16 protein-coding genes, 1 tRNA gene and 1 pseudogene are annotated in these 13,023 nt (G+C 46.1%); 8 read left to right on the top strand and 10 right to left on the bottom strand.

The genetic code is table 11. The annotated features are described in order from the left end of the window. Positions 1-147: 147 nt before the first annotated feature. From ACLM7Z_RS14040 to ACLM7Z_RS14025, 4 genes and pseudogenes are all read right to left on the bottom strand, one after another. Positions 148-756, bottom strand: a complete 609-nt coding sequence (locus ACLM7Z_RS14040) for a helix-turn-helix domain-containing protein (RefSeq protein ID WP_435645371.1) — start codon at positions 754-756, stop codon at positions 148-150. A gap of 384 nt (positions 757-1,140) precedes the next feature. Beyond that, entirely contained in the window at positions 1,141-2,547 is a 1,407-nt protein-coding gene (locus ACLM7Z_RS14035) for an IS1182 family transposase (protein ID WP_435644792.1), read from the bottom strand. 189 nt (positions 2,548-2,736) lie between these two features. Next, positions 2,737-3,552 (bottom strand): annotated as a pseudogene (locus tag ACLM7Z_RS14030) (IS3 family transposase); the annotation flags it as partial. Positions 3,553-3,575: 23 nt separating this feature from the next. After that, positions 3,576-3,926 (bottom strand): helix-turn-helix domain-containing protein, encoded by a 351-nt coding sequence (locus ACLM7Z_RS14025; RefSeq protein WP_087017471.1) that lies wholly within the window; start codon positions 3,924-3,926, stop codon positions 3,576-3,578. 235 nt (positions 3,927-4,161) lie between these two features. Between ACLM7Z_RS14025 and ACLM7Z_RS14020 the strand changes: the two genes are divergently transcribed. Then, positions 4,162-5,550, top strand: a complete 1,389-nt coding sequence (locus ACLM7Z_RS14020; RefSeq protein WP_087017473.1) for an MATE family efflux transporter — start codon at positions 4,162-4,164, stop codon at positions 5,548-5,550. A 72-nt stretch (positions 5,551-5,622) separates the two neighbouring features. Here the strand turns inward: ACLM7Z_RS14020 and ACLM7Z_RS14015 are convergent, their stop codons facing one another. After that, positions 5,623-6,960: an acetyl-CoA hydrolase/transferase family protein gene (locus ACLM7Z_RS14015; RefSeq protein WP_087017475.1), complete on the bottom strand. Its 1,338-nt coding sequence runs from the start codon at positions 6,958-6,960 to the stop codon at positions 5,623-5,625. A 213-nt stretch (positions 6,961-7,173) separates the two neighbouring features. Between ACLM7Z_RS14015 and ACLM7Z_RS14010 the strand changes: the two genes are divergently transcribed. Further along, a tRNA-Ala gene (locus ACLM7Z_RS14010) sits at positions 7,174-7,249 on the top strand. Positions 7,250-7,287: 38 nt separating this feature from the next. Here ACLM7Z_RS14010 and ACLM7Z_RS14005 read toward each other — a convergent pair. Next, entirely contained in the window at positions 7,288-8,403 is a 1,116-nt protein-coding gene (locus ACLM7Z_RS14005; protein WP_435645370.1) for a tyrosine-type recombinase/integrase, read from the bottom strand. Positions 8,404-8,502: 99 nt separating this feature from the next. Then, a complete protein-coding gene (locus ACLM7Z_RS14000) occupies positions 8,503-8,874 on the bottom strand; it encodes a hypothetical protein (protein ID WP_435645369.1) in 372 nt (123 codons plus the stop codon). On the opposite strand from ACLM7Z_RS14000, the gene ACLM7Z_RS13995 reads away from it, so the two are divergent. Continuing rightward, a complete protein-coding gene (locus ACLM7Z_RS13995) occupies positions 8,864-9,058 on the top strand; it encodes a hypothetical protein (protein WP_435645368.1) in 195 nt (64 codons plus the stop codon). The two genes, ACLM7Z_RS14000 and ACLM7Z_RS13995, sit on opposite strands and share 11 nt — an antisense overlap. Here ACLM7Z_RS13995 and ACLM7Z_RS13990 read toward each other — a convergent pair. From ACLM7Z_RS13990 to ACLM7Z_RS13980, 3 genes are read right to left on the bottom strand one after another with little or no spacing between them, the layout of a single operon-like run. Beyond that, a complete protein-coding gene (locus ACLM7Z_RS13990) occupies positions 9,051-10,442 on the bottom strand; it encodes a BRCT domain-containing protein (RefSeq protein WP_435645367.1) in 1,392 nt (463 codons plus the stop codon). The genes ACLM7Z_RS13995 and ACLM7Z_RS13990 overlap by 8 nt on opposite strands. 35 nt (positions 10,443-10,477) lie before the next feature. Next, a complete protein-coding gene (locus ACLM7Z_RS13985) occupies positions 10,478-10,948 on the bottom strand; it encodes an ImmA/IrrE family metallo-endopeptidase (RefSeq protein WP_435645366.1) in 471 nt (156 codons plus the stop codon). Between the two features lie 9 nt (positions 10,949-10,957). After that, complete coding sequence (locus ACLM7Z_RS13980) at positions 10,958-11,383, bottom strand: helix-turn-helix domain-containing protein (RefSeq protein WP_435645365.1); 426 nt, start codon at positions 11,381-11,383, stop codon at positions 10,958-10,960. 68 nt (positions 11,384-11,451) lie between these two features. Here ACLM7Z_RS13980 and ACLM7Z_RS13975 point away from each other — a divergent pair, with 68 nt between their 5' ends. From ACLM7Z_RS13975 to ACLM7Z_RS13955, 5 genes are all read left to right on the top strand, one after another. Next, positions 11,452-11,715 (top strand): helix-turn-helix transcriptional regulator, encoded by a 264-nt coding sequence (locus tag ACLM7Z_RS13975; RefSeq protein ID WP_435645364.1) that lies wholly within the window; start codon positions 11,452-11,454, stop codon positions 11,713-11,715. Between the two features lie 108 nt (positions 11,716-11,823). Next, a complete protein-coding gene (locus ACLM7Z_RS13970) occupies positions 11,824-12,255 on the top strand; it encodes a helix-turn-helix domain-containing protein (RefSeq protein WP_435645363.1) in 432 nt (143 codons plus the stop codon). Positions 12,256-12,268: 13 nt separating this feature from the next. Beyond that, positions 12,269-12,511, top strand: coding sequence for a hypothetical protein (locus tag ACLM7Z_RS13965; RefSeq protein ID WP_273350551.1), 243 nt, complete (start codon positions 12,269-12,271; stop codon positions 12,509-12,511). Between the two features lie 3 nt (positions 12,512-12,514). Further along, the gene (locus ACLM7Z_RS13960; RefSeq protein ID WP_435645362.1) at positions 12,515-12,700 is read left to right on the top strand and encodes a hypothetical protein; all 186 of its coding nucleotides are present in this window, start codon (positions 12,515-12,517) and stop codon (positions 12,698-12,700) included. A 37-nt stretch (positions 12,701-12,737) separates the two neighbouring features. After that, entirely contained in the window at positions 12,738-12,941 is a 204-nt protein-coding gene (locus tag ACLM7Z_RS13955) for a hypothetical protein (protein WP_435645361.1), read from the top strand. Positions 12,942-13,023: the final 82 nt, after the last annotated feature.

Below are 13,023 nucleotides of genomic sequence, written 5' to 3'. Positions count from 1 at the left end.
GAATCAGTTGTCAACTAAAATTATACAACATCAAAATGCCTTGGCAGAATCTCTTGTGTTCATTGCCTTGACCTCCAATTTGACAAAAAATAAGCCCCGTTATTGTTCTGCTATGCGCAGTGCAATAACGGGGCTTTGCTATACGAATTATTCTGTTGTATCAAGTCTATCAAGAAATCCTTTGATGAGCAGTGTGTGCTTCCAAGTTTTCCGTGTAATGTCGAAGCTGTACTGAGAAACAAGGAAATCTACAAGGCTGATCTTCGGTATGAGAAACCTGCCGGAGATATTGAACGATTTGAGCTTCTTGGCGTTGCACCAGCGATGAAGAGAAGTATCGCAGTAGCCGATTGCCTCAGCCACTTCAACGACGGTCAGCAGATCGCCGTACTGACAAAACTCGTCTTCCATATATTTTCGGAAGTTGGCTCGTTCCTCTTCGGACAGCTTCGTCAGCTCATTCCGATAGGTGACACGCGAATTGTAATGACCTGACCGTTCCTGATACCAGCGATCCGGTGCGCGGTAGACCTCCGGGTGAAGCTCCCGGTCAATCAAATAGAAGATTATATCGTCGGTGCGGATTGTGTACCGGCGAGTTTTCTTGCCCGTATCTTTGCACGGGACTAAACCGTTTTGCAGAAGGTGCAGAGCAGTTGCTTTGCTGATATGGGCAATCTGGTAGAACTGATCTTTCGAGACCGTCTCAGGGTATTTGCGACGGATGGATTCGTAATATTTCATGCTTTCAGTCATGCGGATAACCACCTTGATTTTGATGTTCGGTATCGGTAGGTATCATCTGCATTGGACTGTGATTTCTCCCCGAGTTCTCCCCATCTTCTCCCCAACGGGCTTTTTTCTCCCCAAAACCGGATTTCTTTCGAACTCCTTGCTCTGTCTGGGCTTTTGGGATTTTCAACCTTCAAGGGCGGAAAAATGCTGATTTTTCAAGGGTTTGCAAACTCTCGCATTGTCCGTGAGTTTCCGCCGTTTTCCTTCAAAGTCCGGATAGCGACTCTAACTCGAAATCGTTTGACGGGTAAAACCGTCCGTGGGTTCGAATCCCACCTTCTCCGCCAGTTAAGAACCAGCAGCATCCGCTGCTGGTTTGAGCCTGTCGAAGAACCCGGCTGCGCATTAAGCGAGAGCCAGATTTTGGCACATATAGGGAAAAAGCCGGAAAACTGGAATAGGGAAATGGATCTTCCACTTCCACATAGCCAGCTTTTTCAGATTCATGGCAGCAAATTTAAGCTTCACCCAGTTGGTAACTTGAGCCAAGCCTCGATATTGTGTATAGCGCATACCATGCTTTTCTTTGGCATCTGCAAATACACGTTCAATCTTTTGTTGTCGGAGTTTATATAAGTCACGATATTCAGTCATATGACGTGCGTCTTCTGCCAACTCTACATAATCAGCCCATACGTGTCTGGTGACAGTCTTTTCAAACTTTGCACTCGATGTACACAGCTCTCTGGTCGGACAATGTTCGCAGACGTATGACCTGCTCTTATATTCACGATATCCATCTTTGTTCGTTGTTGCATAATGAAGTGTTTTATACTCCGGACAGATTACACAATCATAATACTCATCATAAACATATTTCCACCATTCATGACCGCCTTTCTTTGTCATTGGACGTTTATATGCTGTAGATAATACTCTTCCACTCTCAAAAATACGTTTACAAATCGAAGGAGTTTTGTAGGCGCTGTCTGCTACTATCGTTTTATGTTCTGGGTAATGTTCGCAAAGCTGGTCATATAACGGGTCAAATGCTACACTGTCATGTACATTTCCTGCTGTTACTTCTACGTCGAGAATAAAATTATGCTTGTCACAGGCTGTATGCGCTTCGTAGGCAAAACACTTCTTGTGTTCACCTTTATGGAATACGCCGGCATCCGGATCCGTTGTCGAAACTGTTATTTCTTTCTCCTTTGGCGGTGTTGAATCGTCATCATCGTTGAATGGCTTTTTGTCGTGTTCTTCGCGATCTCTGTTAATTTCTTCCCGCAGCTCCTTTGCATATCGTTTTGCTTCAACTGGAACAGCTTTTCGTGCTTTTTTCTTCATGTTTGCACTTGCTTTGATATGTGTCCCATCGATAAAAATTGCACTCGTATCCAGAAATCCTTCCTTTGCTGCTGTGTTCAATATCCACCGAAATATATATTCTACAGTTGCTGTTGTAAAACGATGCTTAAAATTATAGCTTACTGTTGAAAAATGCGGCACCTGCTCATTCAATGGATAACCGATAAACCACCTGTATGCAACATTCATATTCACTTCTTCCAGCGTCCGCCGGAGCGATGGTATCCCATATATGTGCTGTATCATTACAATCTTAAACAATACTACCGGATCGATACTTGGCCTGCCGTTGTCCTTGCAGTACAAATCATCTACAAATTCATAAATTTGTTTGAAATCTACTGCTGCATCTATTTTCCTCAGTAGATGATCCTCGGGCACTAACATATCCAGACTTACAATCTCTACTGCCTCTCTGTTTTCCTTCCCTTTTACTATCATTTTATCACCTGTCTCTCTTATCTTTATTATAACAGAAAAAGCCGCCTTTCGGCGACTTTTTCGACAGGCTGAAACCAGCAGCATCCGCTGCTGGTTTTTCTTTTTCATCTGATATCTTTCACAACGAAACGAGCGCCGGATTTTGAAGTGACCCCAAAAAGTTAGACAATATTTCAAAGAGAAAATTGTTCAAGCAGCCGAAAGGGCTTGCTGTCTGTGAATTGCAGGCGGTAAGCCCTTTCGTCTTGCCTTAATCCTGCGGTTGTTGTAGTAATCCAGATATTCAATTAGTTCCTGCTTGAAGTGTTCCATAGATTGAAACTCCTGCAAGTATAGAAGTTCGCTCTTGAGCAATCCAAAGAAATTCTCTATCACTGCGTTGTCCAGACAGTTGCCTTTCCGGCTCATGCTCTGGCAGACGCCCTTCTTCTTGAGCATCCGCTGATATTGTTTGTGCTGGTACTGCCAGCCCTGATCGGAATGAAGGATCAAGCCTGTGTCATCCGGAATTTTCTCAAAAGTCTTGTCCCGCATGGAAGTAACCATGCCTAATACCGGGCGATCTGAGATTGTGTAGCTGACCAGATCTCTGCTGTGCAAATCGAGAATTGGAGACAGATAGAGTTTCTCTCCGAACAAGCTGAACTCTGTTACATCGGTGACCCACTTCTGGTTCGGCTTCTCAGCGTGGAAGTCCCGATTCAGCAGATTCGGTGCAATTTTGCCGACTTCACCCTTATAAGAATGATATTTCTTCATTCTGACACGACAAACCAAGCCCAGTTCTCGCATAAGGCGCTGGACGGTCTTGTGATTCAGAGAAAAATTGCGCTTATGAAGCTCTGCTGTAATGCGGCGATAGCCATATCTTCCTTTGTTTTCGTGGAAGATGACGGTGATCTCTTGTTTTGCGGATGCATATTTGTCTGCTTTCTTCATCTGTTTCAGATGATAGTAGAAAGTTGAACGGGGCAGTTGAGCGATTGAGAGAAGGATAGCAAGGGAATGTTTTTGCCTTAGTTTCTGAACTACCTGCGTTTTTTGTGCTGGCGTCGCTCGTCTTCCAAAACCAAGGCTTGTAGATTTTTTAGGTAGTCGACCTCTGCACGCAGCCGCCGGACTTCTGACAACAGATCTTCCTCCACAGCTTCAGGCAGCTTTTTTGGCCTGCCGGTGCTGCGACGACCACGACGCTCTACAGCCAGACCTTCAGGTCCTTCTGTCAGATAGATCCGTTCCCAGCTTTGAATGCGGCTATGCCCGTCAATTTCATAAATCCTGGCAGCTTCTTTATAGCTTAACCCTTCCTTGACAACCGCTTCCACTGCCCGTTGTTTAAGCTCTGGCGTATACCTCTTGTTTGGTATTCCTTTTGGCATAATAAAACACCCCACTTGTTAGATAGTATATCATACTGTCTAACAAATGGGGTGCATTTCACACCGGTGGCAGTCCCGTTTTTTGCCTGACAGTACATTGGCAGAGCATTGACACCTACAATAGATATAGTATAATCTATTTAATATAATTGCACAAATACACAGAGAAAATGTGGGGTTTGTGAAAGAAAAAGCTTGTTCAGAGAGAACAGCTGCAAAGGATGTAAAGGTAAAAATGGAACAAAAAAATGAATTTCTGGGAACAGATCCGATTGGAAAGCTGTTGGTAAAGCTTGCAGTGCCAACGGTTACGGCACAGCTCATCAATATGCTGTACAACATCGTCGACCGCATTTATATCGGACATATTCCGGGTGACGGTGCACTTGCACTGACTGGTGTCGGCATCTGTATGCCGCTTATCATGATTGTCGCGGCATTTGCCGCCCTTGTCAGCAGTGGAGGTGCGCCGCGTGCTTCTATTTTTATGGGGCAGAAGGACATAAAGGCGGCGGAAAAAACGTTGGGAAACTGCTTCGGCTTGCAGATTATTGTGTCGATTGTTCTGACAGCGGTATTGCTTTACTGGAATGAAGATTTCCTGATGGCATTCGGTGCGAGTGAAAATACCATTGGCTTTGCACTCAGCTATATGAATATCTATGCGGTCGGTACGATTTTTGTCCAGCTGACGCTCGGCATGAATGCATTTATTACGGCGCAGGGCTTTGCGAAAACCGGCATGCTGTCTGTGGTCATCGGTGCAGTGTGCAATATTGTGCTCGATCCGATCTTTATCTTTGTCTTTGGCATGGGCGTGCGCGGCGCAGCACTGGCAACCGTACTGTCGCAGATGGTATCCTGTATTTGGGTGCTGTCGTTTCTGTTTGGAAAGAAGACGATTTTGCGCATCCGTCTGAGCAATACGCTGTTACAGCCCTCTGTTTTTCTGCCGTGTCTGGCACTCGGCTCGGCAACATTCATCATGCAGGCGAGTGAAAGTGTTATTTCGGTGTGCTTCAATTCATCGCTGCTCAAGTATGGCGGTGATATCGCAGTCGGCGCGATGACCATTCTCACCAGCGTCATGCAGTTTGCCATGCTTCCGCTTCAGGGCCTTGGACAGGGCGCACAGCCGATCACCAGCTATAACTTCGGCGCACACAACAGTGCGCGCGTGAAGCAGACATTCTGGCTGCTGCTGCGGGCGAGTCTGACTTATTCTGTTATTTTGTGGGCATGTATCATGCTGTTCCCGCAGGTATTTGCAGGTATGTTTACCGCAGATGCGGCGCTGCTGGAGTTTACCAAATCTGCTCTGCGCATTTATGCCGCTTCGATGTTCCTGTTCGGCATCCAGATTGCATGCCAGATGACATTTACCGCTTTGGGAAAAGCAGCCTCGTCCATCATTGTTGCGATCACGCGAAAGTTTATCCTGTTGCTGCCGCTGATCTATATCATGCCGCATCTGCTGCCGGATAATCCGACGCGATCGGTCTATATGGCGGAACCGATTGCGGATGCAATTGCCGTTACTTTTACTGCTATTCTGTTTTTCTTCCAGTTCCGCAAGGCAATTGCTTCCATTTCCGACCGAACAGCGGACAAAACAACCACTTGATCGAACTCGGACAGAGTCGCTGTATCCACGCAGTTTAAGACCTTCGGATGAATCGTCCGAAGGTCTTTTATATCAATATCGTTTGTTAGAGCGCCGCCAGATGTGCTGTTGTTCTGCGGCACAGATGAGGTCTTCGCGGAAATCCGGGTGTGCGAGGGAAATAAGCAGCTCGGCACGCTCCCAGGTGGAACGCCCTTCCATATTGACAACGCCATATTCCGTCGCGAGATAATACACTTGCGAGCGGGGGGACGTGATAATTTCACCGTTGAAATGCGGCAGTACGCGTGAATGCCGCTTTCCGTTCTTATCGGAAAATGTGGAACTCATGCAGATGAATGCCTTTCCGCCGCGCGATGCGGATGCACCGATCAGGAAATCCAGCTGTCCTCCTGTGCCGCTGATGTGTCGCATGCCGGAGGTCTCAGATGAGACCTGACCGAACAGATCAATAGAAATACAGCTGTTGATGGAAACCATATTGTCGATTTGTTCGATGACGGTTGGGCTGTTGACATATTCCAGTGGATAGGCCGCTACAGAGGGATTTTCATCAATCCATTCATACAGGGAACGCGATCCAATGGCGACGCCAAGCACACTCTTTCCGCGGTTGATGGTTTTATATTTGTTTGTCAGCTTGCCTGCGTTGTGCAGCTCAAGATAGGCATCGGAACACAGTTCGGTGTGCATACCGAGATCCTTCAGGTCAGACTGGGCAATCAGCTGCCCGACTGCGTTGGGCAGGCTGCCAATGCCGAGCTGTAAGGTGATGCCGTTGCTCAGATGCGGCATGAGATTGGCGGCAATCAACCGGTCTGTTTCTGTGGGGACAGGAATCGGAAGCTCCGGAAATGGCTCATGTTCGCCCTCAACGATGTAATCGACATCAGAGATATGAATACATTCATCATAGCCACCGTACAGCTTGGGCAGGTTTGGATTGATTTCAAGAATCACAATATCTGCCTTGCGCAGAATCTGTGCACAGACACCGGTAGAAGTGGAAAAGTTAAAAAAACCATGTTTATCCATCGGTGTGACGCTCATCATGGCAACGTTGACGTCAAGAAAGTGCTTGTAATAGGCTGAGTTGTTGTGGAATACCATTGGGATGAAATAACACAGCCCGCGGTCACACAGATTGCGCTCATATGTGGAGCAGTGCCACGAATTATAAATAAAATGCTCCTGTGAAGGGTCACATTCTGCAACTTCAATGGGTCCGTTAATCAGGTTGCCGCGGATTTTGACATCAAACAGTTCATCCCGCCGTTTTGCAAGCGCCTGATCGAGCAGAATCGGCTTGCCAAGGGATGTAGTGTAATCAATCCAGTCACCGCTTTTGACCACACGGACAGCTTCTTCCGGTGTGCGCAGTTTGCTTCTGTATTCTGTAAAAATACTCATGTCATCCACCTCATTTTATGATGCGTTTCGCCTGATCGAGAGGAATTGTATTGATTCTAGTTTAACATAGCATGGAGAAAAAACAAGGGGAAGAAGTACAAGGAATGCATACCGCAAATTTTACACCGCATTTGTGAAAAAACAGTTGACAGGAATAGGTGCATATGGTAAATTAGTATCGTTAAGTCAATGTTACATAATCTGTATCCGTATGGGGGTATAGCTCAGCTGGGAGAGCGCTTGAATGGCATTCAAGAGGTCAGCGGTTCGATCCCGCTTACCTCCACCATGCAGAAGCCTTGTTTCGCAAGAAACAAGGCTTTTTCATTACTTTTTTGAAGTACAATTTTTCTTGACGACATTTTGACGACAAATTTTCCCGGAAAGTTCTGTCCGGAGAGATTCAACATCCGGGTGCACGTAGGTCTTGGATGTCACTTTGATATCCCGATGCCCCAACAATTTGCTGATGGTATAGATGTTGACGCCCTTCCGCATCAGCTGGGATGCGTAGCTGTGCCGGAGCTCGTGCGCTGAGCATCGGCATTCCTCAGGAAGCCCGCTGAAAAATCTGCGCAGCCTGCGAGAGAAGTTGTTGGGGTTTTCTGCACCGTGTGTCAGCTGCGCCGGAAACACATACAGCGATGTACGCTGCCGGGATCGCAATAGTTCGATCGTTGACGGCATGAGCGGTATTGTACGGTAGCTTTCCCATTTTGGCGGGCGCACAACAGCTTTTCCAGCTTCGACAGATACGGATCGCTGTATTTTTGCAGTGCCGTTTTTCAGGTCTATGTCCGACCACATCAGGCCCAGCAGCTCGCCACGCCGCAGACCGGTCTCCAGCAGGAAAATTACCTCTGGCATTTTATCCTCCGCTGCACTTTTTACAAACTCGATCTGATCGTCCGTCAGGGCGGTCTTTTTCTTTGGTTCAGCTTCGGATTTTAGCTTTGTGTACTTGGCTGGATTTTTGTATATCAGGTCGTTATCTATGGCAGCTTCAAAAATTGCCGACAGCGTTGTGCGTAGTTTTTCCAAAAGGGAATGTGAACATTCCTTCTTGCTGGCAAAGAATTCTTGCACATCAGCAGGCCGGATGTCTGACAGGATCGCTGCGCCGAAGAAGGGGATCAGGTGTTTTTCCACACAATTCTCGTATGTATTTTTGTAGGTGGAGACACTGATAAACGGCTTTTTGTATGTAATCAACCATTTACGTGACCATTCAGAAAATGTCACAGATTGCGTTGTCACAGGCTCTCCAAGGGCGTCAGATACGGCCTTTTCCTGCTTATACGCTTCGGCTTGCCGTTTGGCATCTGTCAAACTGACCGTGCTGTAGAATGACTTGCGGATAGCTGTACCATCTAGTTTGTGGCCAATGGTACACTTGTATTCAAACCGTCCGTCAGCGCGCTGGTGTTTCTTTTTCCTGGGCATTTCGGTTCTCCTTTCAATTAGAATAGAACAAATGTTCGGTTTCGCGGGTAAAGAGTTGCCGCCCCGCAGGGCGGCGAGCACTTCTTGAGTTGTAACGAATCAGTTTTCCTTCACTTCATATGTAGCTGCTTTATAGGTGACTATCTGTCCGTCCGGTTCATCGGAATCGTACTGAACAACTTCAACGTCATGCTGACCAACGGAAAGTGCATTCCCTGAGAGGTCGAGAGAGATCTGGCTTTCGCTAAGCTGCTCTCTGGTGTTTAGCATGCCATCTACATAGACATAGGAGAGATGTGCGCCGTCGAAGTCTATGGTATCCAATCCGATCTGAATCAGGATATCTTCATCTGATACAAACAGAACGGGAACAGCGTCGTCTTCGGATGTGCCGGATGCTGTGGAAATATACATTGTACCAACACCGGTGTCAGCGTAATCACCTTCCGGCAGATCCCTTTTGGAAACCATTTCCGATGCATCCTGCTGCGAGCTGCTGGTTGCTGCTGATCCGGCGTTGTTATCAGGCTGTTCAGTTTTGCTTGCACTGGATCCGCTGCAGGCCGACAACATGGATATTGCCATCAGCGAGGCTGCGGCAATTACAAAAAATCGTTTCGTCATTTCAGATTCCCCCAATATTCAAATTAAATAGTTTTATTCTTTCCGTAAAAAATTCTGCCCTTCCTGAGGTTTTGGCGATATTGGCAGCCGCCCTTAAGTTCCGGATCAGGCTGAATGCATTTCAGATTATCGCTACACTGTAAATAACGCGAGCAACATCCGAATTGTTCAGAGCTGTCAAGCCAACATTTCTCGTATACGTCAACAAGTGCATCTTGGAATTGTGCGATGTCAACCTTTGACAGCTCTATTCGTTTCCACGGCGTCGTAGCCATTTTCTGTAGATCAAGCGAAGAAAAACGTCGCTGAATTGCAGATGCAATATATAGATAGACCGTTTGTTTTCCTTTCACTGAAAAGCACGGCTTATCAAACATTGTGATTGCTGCATCAGTATCTCTGTTTTTATAACCTTTCACGCAGATTTTTGATACATCATATCCCTCGTCTGCCTGAAGAATTAACTTTTTAATTTTCTCGCAGAGAAGCTGTGCTTCGGTTTCGTTTTCATCTTCATCGGCGGAATCATAGGTATCCCAGAAATCAAGCTCATTTACAATCATGATGCGGTTGCCTGCTTTTCGCAGGGATACGGCTTTTTCAACTTTTCGGCCATAGCAATTAAACATCCAACATGGATTGCCTTCATTACCGACGATCAGAAAATCAGTTTTCTTTGTGACGTTATTGTTGAAATGACCACCGCGTTCTGTAATCATTTCTGCGATTTCATCTCGTTTTGCACGAGATGATGTGCCGGTGAAACAAAACGTCTTGCCTTTGATTGATATTTCTGGTTCACGAGCGCAGATTCCATCAACTGCATATTTCTCCTGAAGGTGTTCAATTTCAACCTGAGAAATATTCATGGAGTTTCTGGTATCTACGAAGTTTCCAAGCAGAGCTTTTAAGCGAAGAGTTTCTTCTTCACTTACAGACCAATCTTCCAGCACCTCGCAAACAACGCAGTATATTTCATCGTATGGATATGTACCAGTGAGGTTTTTGTGATCCTTGAGCCAGTGGTATAAACTTTTCACCTCATGGTCGTTAATCACGTTATCTGACAGAATGCCATGAATTATTCCGTGCAGTTCCTGAATATCATGCGTTTCAATATTCTGAGAATCTAAATTATCAGCATACTGCTCACAGTATCCGAGAATGTTCCCGTATGTTTCACGAGACAATTCGCCATTCGCAAGAATTTCTTCGACATAGGGGATAATTTTATTAAAAGGTGGCTGCTTGATATAATCCCGTTGTAAATTACACCAGTTTGCCAGCTCGCTGATTTCCTGAATGTTAATACTTTTATCGAAAGCTATTCCGGTAATAATTCCATGAAGTGTGTTCAGCGCTTTCTGTAATTCTGCTTTTGTGCAAAACATGCGGTAATCTTCTAGTTCTTTCATATCTTCCCCCGATCCGTGTCCAATTTGGACACAGGTTAACATTCTTCAAATTGATTTCGTACCGAAATATCTTCCAAGGTTTTGAAACGATATTCGACCAGTGTTTCGGGCAGACCAGTACAGCGTGCGATCTGCGGAATGGTGTATCCATATTCATTGCTGTATTCAATCATCATCTGATCGGATAACAACAGGCAGGCGGCAAACTGATTGGCTTCGACCTCATAACGGTTTACGGACAATAGTGTGTTGTTTCGCAGGAACGGCGTATTTAAGTTTTCGTGTAGGATCGCGTGCCCCACCTCATGCGCACAGACAAAATTCTTCAAATATTCTGGCATATCGCAGTTGATGTGAATGAATTTTTGCCGGAAGTTTTTGCTGTAATATCCACGGATTGTACCTAGGGGTTCATAAACGATAATGATGCCCAGTTGTTCTGCAACATCAAACGGATTCCTCCCGCAACGTTTGGCAATCCGTTCGGCAGTCGATTTGATGTACATTGCATTTCCCTATCCTTCGTTTTGCTCGGGGGTTTTTCTGTATTTCTTCGGCGTGTACTTTTGCTTCGCGATTATCTTTGCCATACGGATCTGATTCTCTAAGCTCGCGCGCAAAAGCTCGCGGGTGTCATCATCTAGCGGCTCACCGTCAAACATCAAAGCTCCATCAGAGTCTTGTAATCTGTTTAAGGTCTTTTCCAATTCACGTGCAATATCACGCTCGTCTTTTTCAGTTAGGGCGGGCGTTCGCTTTTGATTTAGCAAATAATCGGTAGATACTCCGAAGAATGCTGCGAGTTTTTGCAATGTTTCGAAGTTTGGCTCGCTTGCGCCCGTTTCGTATTTCACGTAAGTGGTTCGATCAACACCCAGAAATTCGGCTACATCCTTTTGTGTTAAATTTTTACTAGTGCGTAATTGCCTTAATCGTTTCATAGTATCACCTTGCATATAGTATATGTGAAATAAATTCACATTGCAATCACTGTGAAGAAAATTCACATATGGTCTTGACAAGTGAAAAGATATCACGTAGAATACAAGAAGAAGTGAAGAAACTTCACATGTGCAAAGGAGGTGAAGATGTGGTCGGCATCAGAATTCAGCGCGAAAAGTGTGGAATCACACAAGAAGCGCTTGCGAAAACGTTGGGTACAGATCGATCGACAATTGCAAAATGGGAAGCTCCGGGCAGATACCCTAGGTGTAAGTTACTTCCGCAATTGGCGGAAATTTTTGGCTGTACCATTGACGAATTGTTCCCCTGATTTCAGAATAGCCGATTTTTGTTGTGATTACCATGCACGCCGGATACCGCTTTCTGCGGCGAACCGGTAATAAAAATACCGCCTAATGGCGGCAGGAGGTGAAGCTATATGCAGAATATATATCAGTCAGCCCGGATGGCTGCCGGACTGACGCAGGAACGTGCGGCGGAAGCGCTGGCAATCAGCACTGAAAGCCTGCGACTGTATGAAACAGACCGGCGCGTACCGCCAAATTGTATCGTTGCCCGGATGTCTGATCTGTACAACACGCAGTATCTGATCATCCAGCACGTGCGGCAAGCGGATGATCTGGCGCGGTCATTGCTACCAGATACGCAGCAGCGTCCGTTGGAACAGGTAAGTATGCGTTTGTATCGACTGGTGCGTGATTTTGTGCAGCATCATCGGACTGATGATTTGATTGACATAGCCGAGGATGGCGTAATTGATGCGTCAGAACGTCCGAAGTTCGACGAAATCATGGCCGAACTTGAAGGAATATCCGCAGCGTTTTACGAGCTGCGGCTCAATGGATTTTGAGAGGAGAATTTGCATGACATTGCAGGAATTGATTGATTCGGGAAAGCGGACGATTAGCACAGATGTCGCTGCCGATATTATCGGGATAAATCCAGTTACGCTTCGCAATTCAATTCAGATGGGTACATGCCCGTTTGGATTTGAAGCAAGCGCACCCAGAACTGCGCGGCGGTTCTATGTGGTTTCGGTGCTGAAATTGGTCAACTGGCTTACGGGATCGCATTACATGGATCTGGACGAATGTCAGGGGAGGTAACCCATGGATTGGAGCTACCGGGAGAAAATGCATCGGATTGCAATGGCATGCGCGTCTGCGGCAAATATGTCTGCGTCAGGTCGTTGCCACGATGCGCCGAACCACATTGAACTGGAACGCCAGCGGCGTTTAATGGCAAAGAAAAGCGCCCAGCGGGACTGCCATCCCAACAAGGCGCAAAGCAAATAATACATCTTTATAATAGCCGGAGAAGGAGGAAAAGTCAATGAAAGATTACTTTTTTCTCGATGGAGGAGTGTATGGTTCTGCCATGGACGAGATCAGCAGAAAATGCCCTGCTATGCTGCTCCCAGGTACATATTCTAAGAAGCAGAAACAAAGATTAGAGAAAATCGCGAAGAAACATAGATGTTCTGTCCGCTGGGTAAAGGTTGGGTATGACGATGAAAATGAAAATGAGTGTTATTGATCAGATTGTACGGTGCGTGATCTGGACGGCTGTGGGCGTGATCCTCAGCTGCGAGATCCTTATGCACGCGATCGTGTGAGGT

The organism is Butyricicoccus porcorum, from assembly GCF_051246315.1.
GTDB lineage: Bacteria > Bacillota > Clostridia > Oscillospirales > Butyricicoccaceae > Butyricicoccus_A > Butyricicoccus_A porcorum.
This window is presented reverse-complemented; position numbering and strand designations above follow the sequence as displayed.

Excerpts from the sequence above, each read along its gene's own strand:
- ACLM7Z_RS14040 (WP_435645371.1), bottom strand. The coding sequence starts at position 756 with ATGACTGAAAGCATGAAATATTACGAATCCATCCGTCGCAAATACCCT.
- ACLM7Z_RS14035 (WP_435644792.1), bottom strand. The coding sequence starts at position 2,547 with ATGATAGTAAAAGGGAAGGAAAACAGAGAGGCAGTAGAGATTGTAAGT.
- ACLM7Z_RS14025 (WP_087017471.1), bottom strand. The coding sequence starts at position 3,926 with ATGCCAAAAGGAATACCAAACAAGAGGTATACGCCAGAGCTTAAACAA.
- ACLM7Z_RS14020 (WP_087017473.1), top strand. The coding sequence starts at position 4,162 with ATGGAACAAAAAAATGAATTTCTGGGAACAGATCCGATTGGAAAGCTG.
- ACLM7Z_RS14015 (WP_087017475.1), bottom strand. The coding sequence starts at position 6,960 with ATGAGTATTTTTACAGAATACAGAAGCAAACTGCGCACACCGGAAGAA.
- ACLM7Z_RS14005 (WP_435645370.1), bottom strand. The coding sequence starts at position 8,403 with ATGCCCAGGAAAAAGAAACACCAGCGCGCTGACGGACGGTTTGAATAC.
- ACLM7Z_RS14000 (WP_435645369.1), bottom strand. The coding sequence starts at position 8,874 with ATGGTTTCCAAAAGGGATCTGCCGGAAGGTGATTACGCTGACACCGGT.
- ACLM7Z_RS13990 (WP_435645367.1), bottom strand. The coding sequence starts at position 10,442 with ATGAAAGAACTAGAAGATTACCGCATGTTTTGCACAAAAGCAGAATTA.
- ACLM7Z_RS13985 (WP_435645366.1), bottom strand. The coding sequence starts at position 10,948 with ATGTACATCAAATCGACTGCCGAACGGATTGCCAAACGTTGCGGGAGG.
- ACLM7Z_RS13980 (WP_435645365.1), bottom strand. The coding sequence starts at position 11,383 with ATGAAACGATTAAGGCAATTACGCACTAGTAAAAATTTAACACAAAAG.
- ACLM7Z_RS13975 (WP_435645364.1), top strand. The coding sequence starts at position 11,452 with ATGGTCTTGACAAGTGAAAAGATATCACGTAGAATACAAGAAGAAGTG.
- ACLM7Z_RS13970 (WP_435645363.1), top strand. The coding sequence starts at position 11,824 with ATGCAGAATATATATCAGTCAGCCCGGATGGCTGCCGGACTGACGCAG.
- ACLM7Z_RS13965 (WP_273350551.1), top strand. The coding sequence starts at position 12,269 with ATGACATTGCAGGAATTGATTGATTCGGGAAAGCGGACGATTAGCACA.
- ACLM7Z_RS13960 (WP_435645362.1), top strand. The coding sequence starts at position 12,515 with ATGGATTGGAGCTACCGGGAGAAAATGCATCGGATTGCAATGGCATGC.
- ACLM7Z_RS13955 (WP_435645361.1), top strand. The coding sequence starts at position 12,738 with ATGAAAGATTACTTTTTTCTCGATGGAGGAGTGTATGGTTCTGCCATG.